Source organism: Actinoallomurus purpureus (genome assembly GCF_024055795.1).
Classification (GTDB): Bacteria; Actinomycetota; Actinomycetes; order Streptosporangiales; family Streptosporangiaceae; genus Actinoallomurus; species Actinoallomurus purpureus.
In genome coordinates this window covers 17,706-30,695 of record NZ_JAMXMY010000042.1, presented here as the reverse complement: position 1 = coordinate 30,695, position 12,990 = coordinate 17,706, and the positions used below count along the sequence as shown (strand labels likewise).

Here is a 12,990-nt window from a genome sequence, read left to right as displayed (position 1 = left end):
CGTCTGGAACGGGGCGGCCCCGCGTCGATCATTCTCCTGGGGGGTCGAGCCAGACCAGCGTGACCGTTCGCGTACGGGAAAAGACGCGCCGGGCCGCCTCGGCGTTCTCGAACTCGCCGAGCCAGCCTTTGGACTCGCGGCAGACCATGGCGTGACCGTCGCGGAGCTGCAGACCCCAGTACAGGACGCCTCCGTCGTCCTGCTCGGGGTCGACCCAGCACAGCGCGAAGCGCCGGGGAGCGTATTCGGCGGCGAGCTCCGCCGCCTCCTTCTCGAGGTCGGTGAATGGGGAAATCGTCGTCATGGCACCACACTCTGACGCCATCGGTTTACTCTGAGTGCGCATTCGCGTCCGTGGTGGGGGAGCCGTGAAGGCGGCTCCTTCGACGTCGGATCGCGTCAGCGCGAGGTGAGGAGCCCGGCAATGACATCGACGACATCCCGCAAACCGGCCACGGCCGCCGTATCCGGCCTCACAGCGCTCGCCTACTGGGGCGACGAGCTGCGGTTCCACCGCGAGCAGGCGGGCCTCACCCAGGAAGAGCTGGGCCGCGCGGTCCACATGTCCCCGTCCATGATCGGCATGGTCGAGACGGGCCGGCGCGCGCCACGCATCGAGTTCATCAAGGCGTGCGACCACGTCCTGGCCACCAACGGCGCCCTCGGCCGCCTCTGGAAGCGGATCATCAAGCACTCCTACCTCGAATGGTTCCGTCCCTTCGTCGAGGTGGAATCCGAGGCCACCGAGATGCTGAAGTACGAACCACAGGCCGTACCGGGCCTACTCCAGACCGAGGACTACGCCCGCGCCCAGATCAGGACGGGCCGGGTCCGCGACAGCGATGAGGAGATCGAGAAGCACGTCGCCGCCCGCATCAGCCGCCAGGCGATCCTCTCCCGCAGCGATCCGCCGCTCCTGTGGGTCATCCTCGACGAGGCCGTGCTCCGCCGTCCGGTCGGCGGAGCTGAGGTCATGCGTGACCAGCTCACCCGGCTGGTGCATGCCGCACAGTCCCTGCGGGTCGTGCTCCAGGTCCTGCCGTTCGCGGCCGGTGCCCATGGGGGGATGAGCGGTCCGATGACCTTGTTCACTCTCCCCGACGAGACAAAGCTGGTTTACGCTGAGGGCTTCGGGGGCGGGCAGATCATCGGGCTCCCGGAGCAGGTCGCGAACTGTCGCCTGCGGCTGGACCTGATGCGTGCCTGCGCCCTCCCGCCGGACGGCTCCGTCCGGATGATCGCAGACCTGAGCGGAGAGCTATGAGCGGCGAGGTTCGGTGGTACAAGAGTAGCCGCAGCAGCGACCAAGGTGGCCAGTGCATCGAGGTCGCCCGGTGGCGTAAGAGCAGTCGCAGCAGCGACCAGGGCGGTGACTGTGTCGAGGTCGCCCGGTTGGCGGTCGAGCAGTCGGCCGTCGGTGCGCTGCTGCCCGTCGATTCCGTCCGCGATCGCTGACCTGATCGGAGAGTGCGATGAGCAGCGGGGTCCAGTGGCGTAAGAGCAGTCGCAGCAGCAGCCAGGGTGGCCAGTGCGTCGAGGTCGCCCGGTGGCGTAAGAGCAGTCGCAGCAGCAGCCAGGGCGGCAACTGTGTCGAGGTCGCCCGGTTGACCGCCGGGCAGCCGGACGTCGGCGCGTCCCTGCCCGGCGACCGCGTCCAGTGACCAAGACCTCCGTGCACCGCGCGCTCCAGGGAGCCTGAACCATGATGTCGACGCGCGGGAGATACCCGCCGGCGGATCTCCTCGGCGGCCATCTCACCGCGCGCCGGTGTGCGGGCGACGATGATCACGGGAGCGCCGAGCATCGCCAACCGAACCGCGGTCTCCTTGCCGATGCCCCTGGTCGCGCCGGTCACCAGGCATGCCTTGCCCGCCATCGTCGTCACGCGGCCTCCAGACAGGCATTCATTCGCAGGAACCGAAAGCATTCACGCACCACACCGTTCGGTGCAATGGGTACACAAGCCGAGCGCTCCACCGGCGATTCGCGGCAGGTGACGATTCGCGGCCCCGGCCTGCTGCTGAGGCTGTGGCGGGCCGGGACGCGTACGGCTCGGGGTCACGCGGGCAGGGAGGCGAGCCAGCCGGTCAGGATCTCGTTGACCTCCGTCGGGCGCTCCTGCTGGATCCAGTGGCCGCAGCCGTCGAGTATGTGTGAGGAGACCAGGCCCGGCAGCGTGGTGGGGTAGGCCTCGATGGCGTCGGCCCTCCAGTTGGTGGGGGCGTCCAGCGCGCCACCGATGAACAGGGACGGCTGGGTGATCGGGGCACCGTCGAAATCGGCGAGGTCCTCCCAGTCCCGATCCACGTTCCGGTAGCGATTGAGCGCCCTGCTCAAGCCGGTCCGCTCGAACTCCCCGGCGTAGACATCAAGGTCGTCCGTGCTGAGCCAGGCGGGCAGCCGGCCGGCGGGGAACCGGTCGCGCAGCGTCCCGCCCGGGGACACGGAGAGCGGGTCCGGGGCGCCGGCGGATGGCCTGGTGTCGGCGGACAGGGCGGCGTAGATGCCGGCGAGCCAGCCGCGGACGTCCGGTTCGATCTCGGTCTCGGCTCGGCCGGGCTCCTGGAAGTAGCTGATGTAGAACTCCTCATCGCCGCCCATCCGCGCGAAGATCTCGCTGGGCCGCGGCCCGCCGCGCGGAGCGTACGGCACGCTCAACAATCCGACTGCGCGGAACACGTCAGGCCGGACCAGGGCGGAGTTGGCGGCGATGGGCGCGCCCCAGTCGTGGCCGACGATCACCGCCGTCTGCTCGCCTAGCGCGTGCACCACGGCGACGTTGTCCTCGACCAGCTCCAGCATCCGGTACGCGGCCACGTCCTCGGGCTTGGAGGAGCGGCCATAGCCACGCACATCGATGGCGACCGCCCGGTAGCCGGCCGCGGCCAGCACCGGTAGCTGGTGACGCCACGAATACCAGGACTCGGGGAACCCGTGCACCAGCAGCACCAGCGGACCGGATCCCTGCTCCACCAGGTGAATACGACCGGCGGGAGACGACACCAGGCGATGCGTGACCTCCGCACCCGCGGCAGCTTGCGACATCGATCCTCCGAAGCGTTCGATCCTCAAATGCTCAGTGCACCCGACAGGTCGGCCGTCACCAGGGCGGTCACCGCCCAACGGCTCTCGCGCCGATAATCCTGCGGACGGTGAGGCCACCGCGAACCTTGTTGCCACTTCGGCAAACCTGCGCCCACCTGCGGGCGGCCGTGAGGTCGGCGCGGGGAGAAGTACCCTTGACCGGTGTTCTCGCCTCAAGGCCCGTCTCTGCGTGAACTGGCGATCCAGGCGCTGTCCTCGGTCGAGCGCGGCTACGACCTGCTCGCTCCGAAGTTCGACCACACGCCGTTTCGTACCCCCGAGAGTGTTCTTGACGCGACCGCCGACGCGCTGCGTCCGCTCACGCCGTTCGGCGGGGACTGGACGTGTGCTGCGGCACCGGCTCAGGCATGCCGGGCTGAACGCCACCGAACTGACGCCGGTGATGTTGGCGGTGGTGAGGGTGGCGGTGGCGCGGCCACTGGCCACAGGCCGTACCGGGCCTGCTTCAGACCGAGGCATATGCCCGCGTCCAACTATGCGCCGGGCATCCCCACGCCAGCGATGAGGACATCGAGAAGCACGTCGCCGCCGTATGAGCCGCCAGGAGATTCTCTCCCGCACCGATCCGCCGTTCCTGTGGGTCATCCTCGACGAGGCCGTGCTGCGCCGCCCGGTAGGTGGCGTCGAGGTGATGCGGGACCAGGTCGCCCGGCTGGTGCGCGTCGCAGACTCCCCGCGGGTCGTGCTCCAGGTGCTGCCGTTCACGGCCGGTGCACACGCGGGGATGAGCGGCCCGATGGCCTTGTTCACCCTCCCCGACGAGACCAGGCTCGTCTACGCTGAGGGCTTCGGGGACGGACAGATCATCGGGCGCCCGGAGGAGGTCGCGAATTGTCGTGTCGCTCTGGACCTTCTGCGCGCCTGTGCCCTCTCGCCCGACGACTCCATCCGGATGATCGCAGACCTGCTCGGAGAGTGCGATGAACGGCGAGGCCCAGTGGCGTAAGAGCAGCCGCAGCAGCAGCCAGGGCGGCGCCTGTGTCGAGGTCGCTCGGCTGGCCGTCGAGCAGTTGGCCGCCGGTGCGCCAGTGCCCGACGGTTCCGTTCAGTGACCAAGACCTCCGTGCACCGCTACCTCGCCGACGCGCTCCAGGGAGCCTGATCATGGCGGCGTTCGCGGCAGCGCTTCCCGTTCTCGCGTGCATGCTCCTCGCCCTAGCAGGGCTCGAACGCGCCTGGATCCGGATGACCGGTCATGGGCTTGTGCCCTGGCTTCGCCGGCGTTCTGGTACGCCACTCTCGGCGACGGGGTTCGACGAATTCACGGCGGCCTTCCAGGGCAGCAAACGGACTGAACTGGACCATCGCCAGGTCGAGCGCGTCCTGCGGGACGAAGACGCCGACGGCGCGCCACCTGCCAACCGAGTCGACCTCGACCAGAACGTCGCCTACATCACCAAATCGAACCCGGACCGCGATGCGAACCAATGAACGCCTGGCCCGGTGGCCCGCCTTCGGCACCTGCGTATGCACCACGGCGTATGGCCTCTTGAAACTTGCCCAGGCCCTCGGCTCCGGGGTCTTGGTGGACAAAGAACCGATGAAACCTGATCTCAGGGTGCGGATGCTGGCTCGCGACGGATGGTTCGTCGCCAGCTACTGGCTCATGTTCGCCGTCGCGGTCGTCGGCGTGCTGTTCGCGCTCGCCACCATCCAGCCATGGGGGCGGCGCGTCCCGCGCAGACTCCTGACAATCCCGGCCTGGACGCTCGGCGTCCTCATGGTGTTTCGCTCGATCGGACCGATCGGCTTCGGGTTCCTCGGCGACACATTGGTCCTCACCGGACTGCGGCCACCGTCGGCCCAGTACCTTGAACTGTCCCGTCACCTCGCCCGCTGGGACCTTGTCCTCTGGTCGCCGTTCTTCCTGACCTGGGGCATCCTCTGGATCGCCACCGGCAGAGCCACGAGCGTCCCGGTTCCTGCGTCAGGCAAACGACTCCTAGCCGGCGCTGCCCGATCTGATACGGGCCTGAGCGCTCCCGCCGGACGATTCCGTCCGGATGATCGCTGATGTGATCGGAGAGTGCGACGAGCGGCGAGGTCCCGTGGGAAAACCGGTTGCTTCGGGTCGTACTGTCTAGTCATGTGACCGACATCGACGGTCTCCTCGCGGCCTATGACGAGCAGATGCGAGGAGAACCACCAAACCCTCCGGCGGGAGTCACGTACGAGCAGGACGGCCCGTTGCTACGGATCGTCGGCCAATTCCGCGGCTTCATCAGCTGCCCGCGCGACGTGGGACTACGCGGCGCTGAACTCGACCGGCTGATCCGGCGACAACGTGACTACTTCGCCACTCGCGGAGAAGCGGTGGAGTGGAAAACCCGTGGGCATGACCGGCCGACCGACCTCGTCGACCGCCTACGAGCCGCCGGCTTCGTGCCCGAAGAGCAGGAGACCGTCATGATCGGTCTCGCGCAGGAGATGGCCAGGGAACCGGTCCTGCCGGACGGCGTTCGCCTGCGCCAAGTCACTACAGACGCCGACATGCACCGCATAGCGGCGATGGAGTCCACCGTCTGGGGTCAGGACTGGAGCTGGCTTGCCGACGACCTGATCGCGCGAATCTCGGCAGCCTCGACTGAAATCGCCGTCATGGTCGCCGAGGCCGACGGCGAGGTGGTCTCCGCAGCATGGCTCGTTTTTCGAGCAGGCACCGAATTCGCCGGGCTCTGGGGCGGATCAACGCTGCCCGCCTGGCGAGGACGGGGAATCTACCGCGCACTGCTGGCCGCACGCGCCCAGCTCGCCACTGCCCGCAGGGTCACGTTTCTCCAAGTAGATGCCTCCGACGACAGCGCACCGATCCTGAGCCGACTCGGTTTCCAAGCTGTGACCACCACGACCCCCTATGTGTGGTCGCCGGCGGATCCCGGTTCCTGCGTCAGGAAATTTGGCTTGGACTAAGCCCGCTTGAGCGATGCGGATCAGTAGGTCCCGGAGCGTGGCGTCATAGACCACGACGAATGCCATCGTTAGAGCCCGAGTTCCTGACCGAGTGCCGACAGATCCTCCGCGGCCGCCCGGCGCTCCCGGTCATCGCGTCGCTTGTACTCCATGAGTGCCTCAGCGGTGATGCGCCGGTGCTTTCCCACCATCCGATAGTGGATCGTCCCGGCTTCGAGCAGCCCGATCAAGAAGGGGCGGGATACGTTCAGGATGTCCGCAAAGCGGCTACCCGGGGAGCGGGCGGTCGTCGACGACGTGTTTCATGACAAGGGTGGAGGTCAGGCGCTGGATGCCTGGCAGGGTGGCCAGCTGCTGGTCGTAGAGCCGCTGGAAGGCCGCCAGGTCGGCGGTGGCGACGCGCAAGAGGTAGTCGGGGTCACCGAACAGGCGCTGGGCTTGCACCACGTACGGGACTGCGGCCACGGCCTGTTCGAAGGCGGCGACCGTGTCGCTGTCCTCCCAGCGCAGGGTGACGAACACCAGGGCCTCGAAGTTCAGGCCGACGGCGGCCGGGTCCACGACGGCGCGGTAGCCGCGGATCGCGCCCGTTCGTTCGAGGTCGCGCACGCGCCGGTGGCACGGCGAGACGCTCAGCTTCACACGGGCGGCCAGCTCGGTCACCGTCAGACGACCGTCCTGCTGCAGCTCGGCAAGAATCTTCCGGTCCACGGCATCCATGGAGAAGATAATCCCCCAAACACGGCGAGCACGGCAAAAAGTTAGCACCATTTTCGGGCAAAACGCGCCTATTCTCCCTCCCGTAATGATGAACGGACGAGGGATTGATCGATGGACACGGGAACAGTGGCGGCTTTTTTGGCCGTGGACCTTCTGCTGGTGTGCACGCCCGGCGCGGACTGGGCGTACGCGATCAGGGCAGGACTGCGGGACCGGTCGGTAGTCCCCGCCGTCACCGGGCTGATAGCCGGATACGCGGGACATACCCTGCTCGCCGTGGCCGGCCTGGTGCTGCTCGTCGCGCGCTCCGCGAGCCTGCTCACCGCATTGACCGTCCTCGGGGCCGTCTACCTGATGTGGCTCGGCTGCGCCGTTCTGGCGCGGCCGGCCGGCCCTCATGCCTCCATGGAAGCACTGGCGTCATCCCCCTGGCAGATCATGCTGAAAGGCGCCGGGGTCAGCGGCCTGAATCCAAAGGCGCTGCTGCTGTACTTCTCCCTGCTCCCGCAGTTCATCAGCCCCGGAGCGGGCTGGCCCGTCGCCGCTCAGACCGGCCTGTTCGGCGTGCTCCACATGGCAAGCTGCACCGTCGTCTACCTCGCCGTTGGTGTGTTGGCCCGCACCGTGCTGCAGGCCCGGCCGGCGGCCGCTCGAGCAGTAACGCGCGCCACCGGTGTCATGATGATCGTCATCGGCGGGATCCTCCTCGTGGAACGCCTGGCCGGATGACGGCCCCGCCTCGCTCGATCCCCTTGGGGGCCAAGGCCCGATCACTGCCCCCCAAGGGTCACAGGACCGGCCGCGATGTCCGCTCGAGGAGGGCCATGGAAGACCAGACGCCACAGGAACAGGCGAGCCCCGAGGTTCAGGCGCGCATCAGGGCCAGCTTCGAACGCCAGGGACTGATGCGCCATCTCGGGGCGCGTATAGCGCACATCGCACCGGGACGCGTGCACATCATGCTCCCGCGTCGCCCCGAAGTGACCCAGCAGCACGGTTACTTCCACGCGGGAGCCACCAGCGCCATCGCGGACAGCGCGGGCGGTTATGCGGGGTTCACGTTGTTCCCCGAGAACGCATCGGTGCTGACGGTGGAGTACAAGATCAATCTCCTGGCACCTGCCGTAGGCGATCACATCGAGGCCGTCGGAACCGTCCTGAAATCCGGTCGAACGCTGACCGTCTGCCAACTGGAAGTGTTCGGCGTCCAGGGCGGGCAGAGGACACTCGTCGCAACAGGCCAGCAGACACTGATCTGTTTGAACGGAAGACCCGACGAGTGAGTTCTCCAGCCCAGGGCGCGCGGCCAGATCCCGACCGCACCCGCTACTACCGCCTGCTCTGGGACCTCGGCCCCTGAGATACCCGCCAACGGTGGCGGGCGGCTATGCGGGCTGCCCGTTCACCTCGAGGGTGACGCCTGGTTTCTCGGTCCAGAAGGCGAGCATTCCAGCGATCCCCTCGACCCTCGGGAACGGCTCCGGGTAGTACCACACGACGTCCTCGGCGACACCGTCACCGGTCTCGATCGACCAGTAGCGGGCGTCACCCTTGAACGGGCAGTGTGACGTCGTCGTCGACGGCCGGAGCAGATCCGTTTTCACGTCGTCCGGCGGCAGGTAGTACCGCGCTGGGGAGCCGGTCTCGGTGAGTACGACCGGGCGCGAGGAGGTCGCGACGACCGTGTCATTGATCCGCACCACGACCTGATCCGAGCCAGGTGTGACCTCGATGTCATGTCCCTTCGTCTCCATACGACAATCCTTACATCTCCGGGCAAGAGCGTGTGCCTGGGCAGCGCTGGCATCTCCGCCCGCCACTCCACCGACACCTCGAGCGGAGTGACCGCCGGTGGTCGCCCACCGCCCCACAGTCCGGCCTGACCCCCATGGAACGACCAGGGTGACTGCTCTACCTTGGTCGGCCTTTATTGTTTACTGACTTCGTCGTGGGACTGTGGCTGTCCGCTGAAGATCCGGACGGCTTTGCCTGATATCGACCTCTGGATGGTAGCCAAGCGGCCCTCTTTTCTTGCCGAAAGCTTTTCGTTGGGACAATGGGCACGTCGGTTTGCGAACCGCTTTGCATGTGTTGAGGAGCCGGTAAGATCGGGGCGCCTATCGAGGTGGGTGGGAGGTTTATCGATCGTGGGCGCGGAGAGGGTTGTCGGCGTAAACGTCCATTCCGGGCGAACTCGAAGGGATCCGGGAGGCTGTCATGAATGGATACCTGCCGTACACCGCTAACCAGCCGTCTCCGCGCTTTGGGGGCGTTCGCGGCTGGCAGCAGGACATTCTTCGTGGCGAGTCATAGCTGAGTGCGCCGAGGTACCGCGGTGAAGGCCGCGGTACCTCGGCGCAGCCACGCAGGCGATGCGTCGGAGGGGGTTTCGTGGCGCGATTGTCCTATCCTGCCGCTCGGCGCAGCGACGTGGTGGAGGACCTGTTCGGAGTCCCGGTCGCCGATCCCTACCGTTGGCTGGAAGACGGCCATCATGCGGACGTGCGGGACTGGGCCGCGACCCAGGATCGTCTCTTCCATGCGTGTCGCGCCGGATGGAGTGAGCGGCGAGCATGGACGTCTTTAGTGGACGAGGCGTCATCCTTTGGAGTGTCGGAGCCTCCGATGGTGCGTGGTCCGATCATGTTCCTCGCCGAGCAGCTCCGTGAGGATGAGCAACGGCGCCTGCTCGTGGTCGACGCCGAGGGGAACAGGCGGGTGCTGGTCGACCCGGCACTGATCGATCCGTCCGGCCATGCCGGGCTGTATGACTGGTGGCCGTCGCGCGAGGGCGAACGTGTGGCCGTCCAAATGGAGGTCGCCGAGCAGCCCGGCAGCGACATCCTGGTGCTGGACGTGCGTACCGGTGAAGCGGTGGACGGGCCGCTGCCGCGCGCCCGTAACACCTCGCTCGCCTGGCTGCCGGGAGGGGAGGCGTTCTACTACGTCAGCCGAGTTCCCAATGGGGATCTGGCCCCAGGCGACATGCGTTTGCAGCGGCGGGTGAGGTTGCACCGCATCGGTACGCCCTGGCAGGCCGACACGGTCGTGTTCGGCGGCGACGATGCACCGGACCACTATTACGGGCTCACGGTCAGCGCCGACGGCCGTCATCTGGCGATCACCGCGATGGCGGGGCCCGCCTCGCCCAACGATGTGTACGTGGCCGAACTCATCGATCCACAAGCCCCGCACTTCACCAAGATCGTGGACGGGCGCATCACGGGCGCCCGTGTTCTGCCACGGTTCCTCGTGGACGACGATCTCTTGCTGGTCACCGACTACCTGGCCCCGTGCGGCCGCATCTGCGTGGCACCGCGGCACGACACCGACCCCGCCGCATGGCGCACCCTGGTACCCGAAGACCCCCAGGCCCCTCTGGACGAGTGCCTGGTCCTGGACGATCCGGCGCTTCCACGGCCCCTCCTTCTGGTGGCACGCGCCCGCCACGGCATCTCCACCGTGACACTGCACGACCTCGCCGGCGGTCGGCCGCTCACCGGCGTGCCCCTTCCCGGCACGGGCGTCGTATCGTCCCTGCGCACGAACATCCCACACGGACGCCAGGCGTGGTTCAGCTACTGCGACGCGACCACGCCCCCGACCATCTACCGCTACGACGCCATCAGCGGGACGATGGCACAGGAGACCGGGGCCACGACAGCCGGACGCACCCCGGAAATCCGCAGCCGCAGCGTTCGCTACCGTGCCGGCGACGGCACCGAGGTCACACTGCTCCTGTTCACCCCGGCTGAAGAACATCAGGGCCCCCGTCCCACGCTCCTTTACGGTTACGGCAGCTTCGGCATGCCGATGCGCCCATGGTTCTTCCCCATGGCGGCCGCCTGGGTCAGCGCCGGCGGCATCTACGCGGTCGCCTGCGTACGCGGAGGCGGCGACGCAGGCCAGCACTGGCACGACGCCGGCCGCGGACCGTACAAACACCGCGCGATCAGCGACTTCAACGATGCCGCGACCTGGCTCATCACTACCGGTCGAACGACCCGCGACCAACTGGCGATCTATGGCATATCCGGCGGCGGCCTCCTGGTCACCGCGGCCGCAGCCCAGCGACCCGACCTGTACGCGGCGGTCATCGCCGCAGGTCCGCTGTGTGACATGGTCCGCTACGAACGCTTCGGCCTGGGATGCACCTGGACCGAGGAATTCGGCACCGCCTCCCGACCCGAGCAACTCCGATGGCTACTCGGATACTCGCCCTACCACAACGTCAGGCCCGGAACCCCCTATCCCGCCTTCCTCCTCGCCGGTGCGGTGACCGACCTGCAGACGGGGGAGGCCCACGTCACCAAGATGTGCGCGGCCCTTCAACACGCCACCAGCAGTGACCGGCCGGTCCTCATGCGCCGAGAACCCGACACCGCCCACGCCGCCTCGCCCGCGAGCAAAGAACGGGCGCTGACAGCGGACCTGCTGGCCTTCGCCGGCCAATACACCGGTCTATCCCCGAAAAAGGCGACCACGCGCCTGCACGAGCGTGCCGCAGAACCACGCTGAGAACGGTGGGCCTCGTTCCACGTTGCCGCGCATTCGCGCCGCGCGTCTGCCGATCGGCGTGAGGATGCGCTGTCGGCGGGTCGTGCAGCCGACGGTTGCAGCCGTCTGACGCGAAGGGACTGTCTCGACTGCTGTGCCTGAAGAGGCAAGAACACAAAGGAGATCTGCCATGAGGCAAGAAAACAACGGAACGCCCCGCGAAGAGCGGCCCACCAAGGTGAGGAGGGCTGAGTCCCTCATCACCGCCGCAACCATCCTGGACGCGTTCTCCCTCGCCGAAGATGGGGCTCCTGTCACCAGGAGCTACACGCCCGCCGAGCTGGAAGAAGCGCGACGAACCGTCCGCGACCACCGGACGTCCTAGCGAAAACCTTCTCGCGGCGGTGACCTCACGCCGCCTCTGAGGAAATGACCGGCCTCCGCTCCGCCTGGAGTGGAGGCCGGTTCTCGCTACGAGAGCGTCCGTCGGCTTCGCCCGCGTGAGCGGTTCGGGCGGCAGTCGGCATCGTCTCTCGCCTGGGGCGCATTCACTTTCTCTGTGCCCTGGCGGAGGGGGCTATGGCAGGATCGGGTCATGGACACCGCGCCGACCAGCGCAGATGCGCCACGGGCGCCGGGCGACGGACCGCACGCACCGGGCGGTGCGACCAGCGGGCGGGCTGATCCGGAACACGCGACGGGTGGTGCGGCACAGCCGGCGGACCTCGCGGTGCTGCGGCGGCTGCGGTCGGCCAAGGACCTGATGGACCGGTCCTGGTCCGAGCCGCTCGATCTCGATGCGGTGGCCGCGCAGGCCGGATACTCGCGCTTCCACTTCGTGCGACGGTTCCGCGACGCGTACGGGGAGACGCCGGGTCAGTATCTCGCCCGCCGCCGGATCGAACGCGCCCAGGAGTTGCTCCGGTCGGTCAACCTGACCGTCACCGAGATCTGCATGCTCGTCGGCTTCACCAGCCTCGGCACCTTCTGCACCCGGTTCAAGCGGCAGGTCGGGATGACGCCGACCGAGTTCCGCTCCTCGGCGCGCCGCGCCGCTCCCGCCGCCATCCCCGGCTGCTTCGTGTTGTTCTGGGCCGGCGGTTTCCAGGCGGATTAACCGCAATATTCGAGAAGCCGCAGGCCGCAGGGGTTCTCTAGCGTGGGTCCCACCACCGCATGCGAAGGAGCACACTCATGATCACAGGACTCGGGCTGGCCACCGTCTGGGTGCTCGACCAGGACTCGGCCAAGGAGTTCTTCACCGAGAAGCTCGGCCTGGAGCTGCGCAACGACATGACCCTGGGCGAGGGCGGGATGCGCTGGGTCACCGTCGGCGCGAAGGACCAGCCCGAGCTGGACCTCACGCTCATGGTGCCCGGCCCGCCGACGCTCGACCCGGAATCCGCCGAGCAGCTCAAGGCGCTCATCGCCAAGGGAGTTCTGGGCGCCGGGGCGTTCACCACCGACGACTGCGTCGCGGAACACCGGGCACTGGCTGCCAGGGGCGTCGAGTTCATTCATGAGCCGCAGCGGCGCCCGTACGGCATCGAGGCGATCTTCCGCGACGACTCGGGCAACTGGTACAGCCTCACTCAGCCGTTCGAGACTCTCGACGAGAGCGCCGGCTGGGGAGACGTCCCCGGGGGCTCCGAGGGGTAGGCGCCCGGAGTACGAGCGGCTCCCACCATCGTCGTCGGTGGCGGGAGCGTCGCCCTGCTGGCAGGAGGTCGATGGCGGATTCTCGCGGGCCAGAAGCTC

18 protein-coding genes and 2 pseudogenes are annotated in these 12,990 nt (G+C 67.8%); 14 read left to right on the top strand and 6 right to left on the bottom strand.

The features are described 5' to 3' along the window. Nucleotides 1-28: 28 nt before the first annotated feature. Nucleotides 29-304 (bottom strand): hypothetical protein, encoded by a 276-nt coding sequence (locus tag NE236_RS42530; RefSeq protein ID WP_252848010.1) that lies wholly within the window; start codon nucleotides 302-304, stop codon nucleotides 29-31. A gap of 120 nt (nucleotides 305-424) precedes the next feature. Between NE236_RS42530 and NE236_RS42525 the strand changes: the two genes are divergently transcribed. Genes NE236_RS42525 through NE236_RS42515 form a run of 3 tightly spaced genes read left to right on the top strand, consistent with a single transcriptional unit; the run spans nucleotide 425 to nucleotide 1,661 of the window. Next, nucleotides 425-1,264 (top strand): helix-turn-helix domain-containing protein, encoded by an 840-nt coding sequence (locus NE236_RS42525; protein WP_252848009.1) that lies wholly within the window; start codon nucleotides 425-427, stop codon nucleotides 1,262-1,264. Continuing rightward, nucleotides 1,261-1,455: a DUF397 domain-containing protein gene (locus NE236_RS42520; protein ID WP_252848008.1), complete on the top strand. Its 195-nt coding sequence runs from the start codon at nucleotides 1,261-1,263 to the stop codon at nucleotides 1,453-1,455. The genes NE236_RS42525 and NE236_RS42520 overlap by 4 nt, the downstream gene beginning before the upstream one ends. Nucleotides 1,456-1,472: 17 nt before the next feature. Then, entirely contained in the window at nucleotides 1,473-1,661 is a 189-nt protein-coding gene (locus NE236_RS42515) for a DUF397 domain-containing protein (protein WP_252848007.1), read from the top strand. 77 nt (nucleotides 1,662-1,738) lie between these two features. Here the strand turns inward: NE236_RS42515 and NE236_RS42510 are convergent. Continuing rightward, nucleotides 1,739-1,876, bottom strand: a pseudogene (locus tag NE236_RS42510) (SDR family NAD(P)-dependent oxidoreductase); the annotation flags it as partial. A 182-nt stretch (nucleotides 1,877-2,058) separates the two neighbouring features. Beyond that, on the bottom strand, nucleotides 2,059-3,045 hold the full coding sequence (locus NE236_RS42505) for an alpha/beta fold hydrolase (RefSeq protein ID WP_252848006.1): 987 nt from the start codon (nucleotides 3,043-3,045) through the stop codon (nucleotides 2,059-2,061). 500 nt (nucleotides 3,046-3,545) lie between these two features. Here NE236_RS42505 and NE236_RS42500 point away from each other — a divergent pair. The 5 genes and pseudogenes from NE236_RS42500 to NE236_RS42485 all read left to right on the top strand — a co-directional run bounded on the left by NE236_RS42500 (nucleotide 3,546) and on the right by NE236_RS42485 (nucleotide 6,015). Continuing rightward, nucleotides 3,546-4,051 (top strand): annotated as a pseudogene (locus tag NE236_RS42500) (DUF5753 domain-containing protein). After that, on the top strand, nucleotides 4,026-4,157 hold the full coding sequence (locus NE236_RS45445) for a DUF397 domain-containing protein (protein ID WP_372494536.1): 132 nt from the start codon (nucleotides 4,026-4,028) through the stop codon (nucleotides 4,155-4,157). Before NE236_RS42500 ends, NE236_RS45445 begins: the two are co-directional and overlap by 26 nt. 52 nt (nucleotides 4,158-4,209) lie before the next feature. Beyond that, complete coding sequence (locus NE236_RS42495) at nucleotides 4,210-4,536, top strand: DUF6191 domain-containing protein (protein WP_252848004.1); 327 nt, start codon at nucleotides 4,210-4,212, stop codon at nucleotides 4,534-4,536. A 109-nt stretch (nucleotides 4,537-4,645) separates the two neighbouring features. Beyond that, nucleotides 4,646-5,119 carry a DUF3995 domain-containing protein gene (locus NE236_RS42490; protein WP_252848003.1) on the top strand — a complete coding sequence of 158 codons (474 nt, stop codon included), beginning with the start codon at nucleotides 4,646-4,648 and terminating at the stop codon, nucleotides 5,117-5,119. A 74-nt stretch (nucleotides 5,120-5,193) separates the two neighbouring features. Continuing rightward, nucleotides 5,194-6,015, top strand: a complete 822-nt coding sequence (locus tag NE236_RS42485) for a GNAT family N-acetyltransferase (RefSeq protein WP_252848002.1) — start codon at nucleotides 5,194-5,196, stop codon at nucleotides 6,013-6,015. Nucleotides 6,016-6,083: 68 nt separating this feature from the next. Here NE236_RS42485 and NE236_RS42480 read toward each other — a convergent pair whose 3' ends face one another. After that, nucleotides 6,084-6,266 carry an excisionase family DNA-binding protein gene (locus tag NE236_RS42480; protein WP_289851615.1) on the bottom strand — a complete coding sequence of 61 codons (183 nt, stop codon included), beginning with the start codon at nucleotides 6,264-6,266 and terminating at the stop codon, nucleotides 6,084-6,086. A 16-nt stretch (nucleotides 6,267-6,282) separates the two neighbouring features. After that, nucleotides 6,283-6,735, bottom strand: coding sequence for an Lrp/AsnC family transcriptional regulator (locus tag NE236_RS42475; protein ID WP_252848000.1), 453 nt, complete (start codon nucleotides 6,733-6,735; stop codon nucleotides 6,283-6,285). Nucleotides 6,736-6,846: 111 nt separating this feature from the next. On the opposite strand from NE236_RS42475, the gene NE236_RS42470 reads away from it, so the two are divergent. Continuing rightward, nucleotides 6,847-7,464 (top strand): LysE family translocator, encoded by a 618-nt coding sequence (locus tag NE236_RS42470; protein ID WP_252847999.1) that lies wholly within the window; start codon nucleotides 6,847-6,849, stop codon nucleotides 7,462-7,464. Nucleotides 7,465-7,559: 95 nt separating this feature from the next. Then, a complete protein-coding gene (locus NE236_RS42465; protein WP_252847998.1) occupies nucleotides 7,560-8,018 on the top strand; it encodes a PaaI family thioesterase in 459 nt (152 codons plus the stop codon). A gap of 102 nt (nucleotides 8,019-8,120) precedes the next feature. Here NE236_RS42465 and NE236_RS42460 read toward each other — a convergent pair whose 3' ends face one another. Beyond that, on the bottom strand, nucleotides 8,121-8,489 hold the full coding sequence (locus NE236_RS42460) for a DUF427 domain-containing protein (protein ID WP_252847997.1): 369 nt from the start codon (nucleotides 8,487-8,489) through the stop codon (nucleotides 8,121-8,123). A 637-nt stretch (nucleotides 8,490-9,126) separates the two neighbouring features. Here NE236_RS42460 and NE236_RS42455 point away from each other — a divergent pair. The 4 genes from NE236_RS42455 (at nucleotide 9,127) to NE236_RS42440 (ending at nucleotide 12,891) form a co-directional block, all read left to right on the top strand. Continuing rightward, a complete protein-coding gene (locus NE236_RS42455) occupies nucleotides 9,127-11,253 on the top strand; it encodes a prolyl oligopeptidase family serine peptidase (protein WP_308209221.1) in 2,127 nt (708 codons plus the stop codon). Nucleotides 11,254-11,422: 169 nt separating this feature from the next. Next, nucleotides 11,423-11,617 (top strand): hypothetical protein, encoded by a 195-nt coding sequence (locus NE236_RS42450; RefSeq protein ID WP_252847996.1) that lies wholly within the window; start codon nucleotides 11,423-11,425, stop codon nucleotides 11,615-11,617. Between the two features lie 210 nt (nucleotides 11,618-11,827). Beyond that, nucleotides 11,828-12,349 carry a helix-turn-helix transcriptional regulator gene (locus tag NE236_RS42445; RefSeq protein WP_252847995.1) on the top strand — a complete coding sequence of 174 codons (522 nt, stop codon included), beginning with the start codon at nucleotides 11,828-11,830 and terminating at the stop codon, nucleotides 12,347-12,349. A 77-nt stretch (nucleotides 12,350-12,426) separates the two neighbouring features. Continuing rightward, nucleotides 12,427-12,891 (top strand): VOC family protein, encoded by a 465-nt coding sequence (locus NE236_RS42440; protein WP_252847994.1) that lies wholly within the window; start codon nucleotides 12,427-12,429, stop codon nucleotides 12,889-12,891. The last annotated feature ends 99 nt before the right edge of the window (nucleotides 12,892-12,990 follow it).

Excerpts from the sequence above, each read along its gene's own strand:
- NE236_RS42465 (WP_252847998.1), top strand. The coding sequence starts at position 7,560 with ATGGAAGACCAGACGCCACAGGAACAGGCGAGCCCCGAGGTTCAGGCG.
- NE236_RS45445 (WP_372494536.1), top strand. The coding sequence starts at position 4,026 with ATGAACGGCGAGGCCCAGTGGCGTAAGAGCAGCCGCAGCAGCAGCCAG.
- NE236_RS42530 (WP_252848010.1), bottom strand. The coding sequence starts at position 304 with ATGACGACGATTTCCCCATTCACCGACCTCGAGAAGGAGGCGGCGGAG.
- NE236_RS42440 (WP_252847994.1), top strand. The coding sequence starts at position 12,427 with ATGATCACAGGACTCGGGCTGGCCACCGTCTGGGTGCTCGACCAGGAC.
- NE236_RS42525 (WP_252848009.1), top strand. The coding sequence starts at position 425 with ATGACATCGACGACATCCCGCAAACCGGCCACGGCCGCCGTATCCGGC.
- NE236_RS42460 (WP_252847997.1), bottom strand. The coding sequence starts at position 8,489 with ATGGAGACGAAGGGACATGACATCGAGGTCACACCTGGCTCGGATCAG.
- NE236_RS42470 (WP_252847999.1), top strand. The coding sequence starts at position 6,847 with ATGGACACGGGAACAGTGGCGGCTTTTTTGGCCGTGGACCTTCTGCTG.
- NE236_RS42515 (WP_252848007.1), top strand. The coding sequence starts at position 1,473 with ATGAGCAGCGGGGTCCAGTGGCGTAAGAGCAGTCGCAGCAGCAGCCAG.
- NE236_RS42490 (WP_252848003.1), top strand. The coding sequence starts at position 4,646 with ATGAAACCTGATCTCAGGGTGCGGATGCTGGCTCGCGACGGATGGTTC.
- NE236_RS42475 (WP_252848000.1), bottom strand. The coding sequence starts at position 6,735 with ATGGATGCCGTGGACCGGAAGATTCTTGCCGAGCTGCAGCAGGACGGT.
- NE236_RS42445 (WP_252847995.1), top strand. The coding sequence starts at position 11,828 with ATGGACACCGCGCCGACCAGCGCAGATGCGCCACGGGCGCCGGGCGAC.
- NE236_RS42495 (WP_252848004.1), top strand. The coding sequence starts at position 4,210 with ATGGCGGCGTTCGCGGCAGCGCTTCCCGTTCTCGCGTGCATGCTCCTC.
- NE236_RS42520 (WP_252848008.1), top strand. The coding sequence starts at position 1,261 with ATGAGCGGCGAGGTTCGGTGGTACAAGAGTAGCCGCAGCAGCGACCAA.
- NE236_RS42505 (WP_252848006.1), bottom strand. The coding sequence starts at position 3,045 with ATGTCGCAAGCTGCCGCGGGTGCGGAGGTCACGCATCGCCTGGTGTCG.
- NE236_RS42450 (WP_252847996.1), top strand. The coding sequence starts at position 11,423 with ATGAGGCAAGAAAACAACGGAACGCCCCGCGAAGAGCGGCCCACCAAG.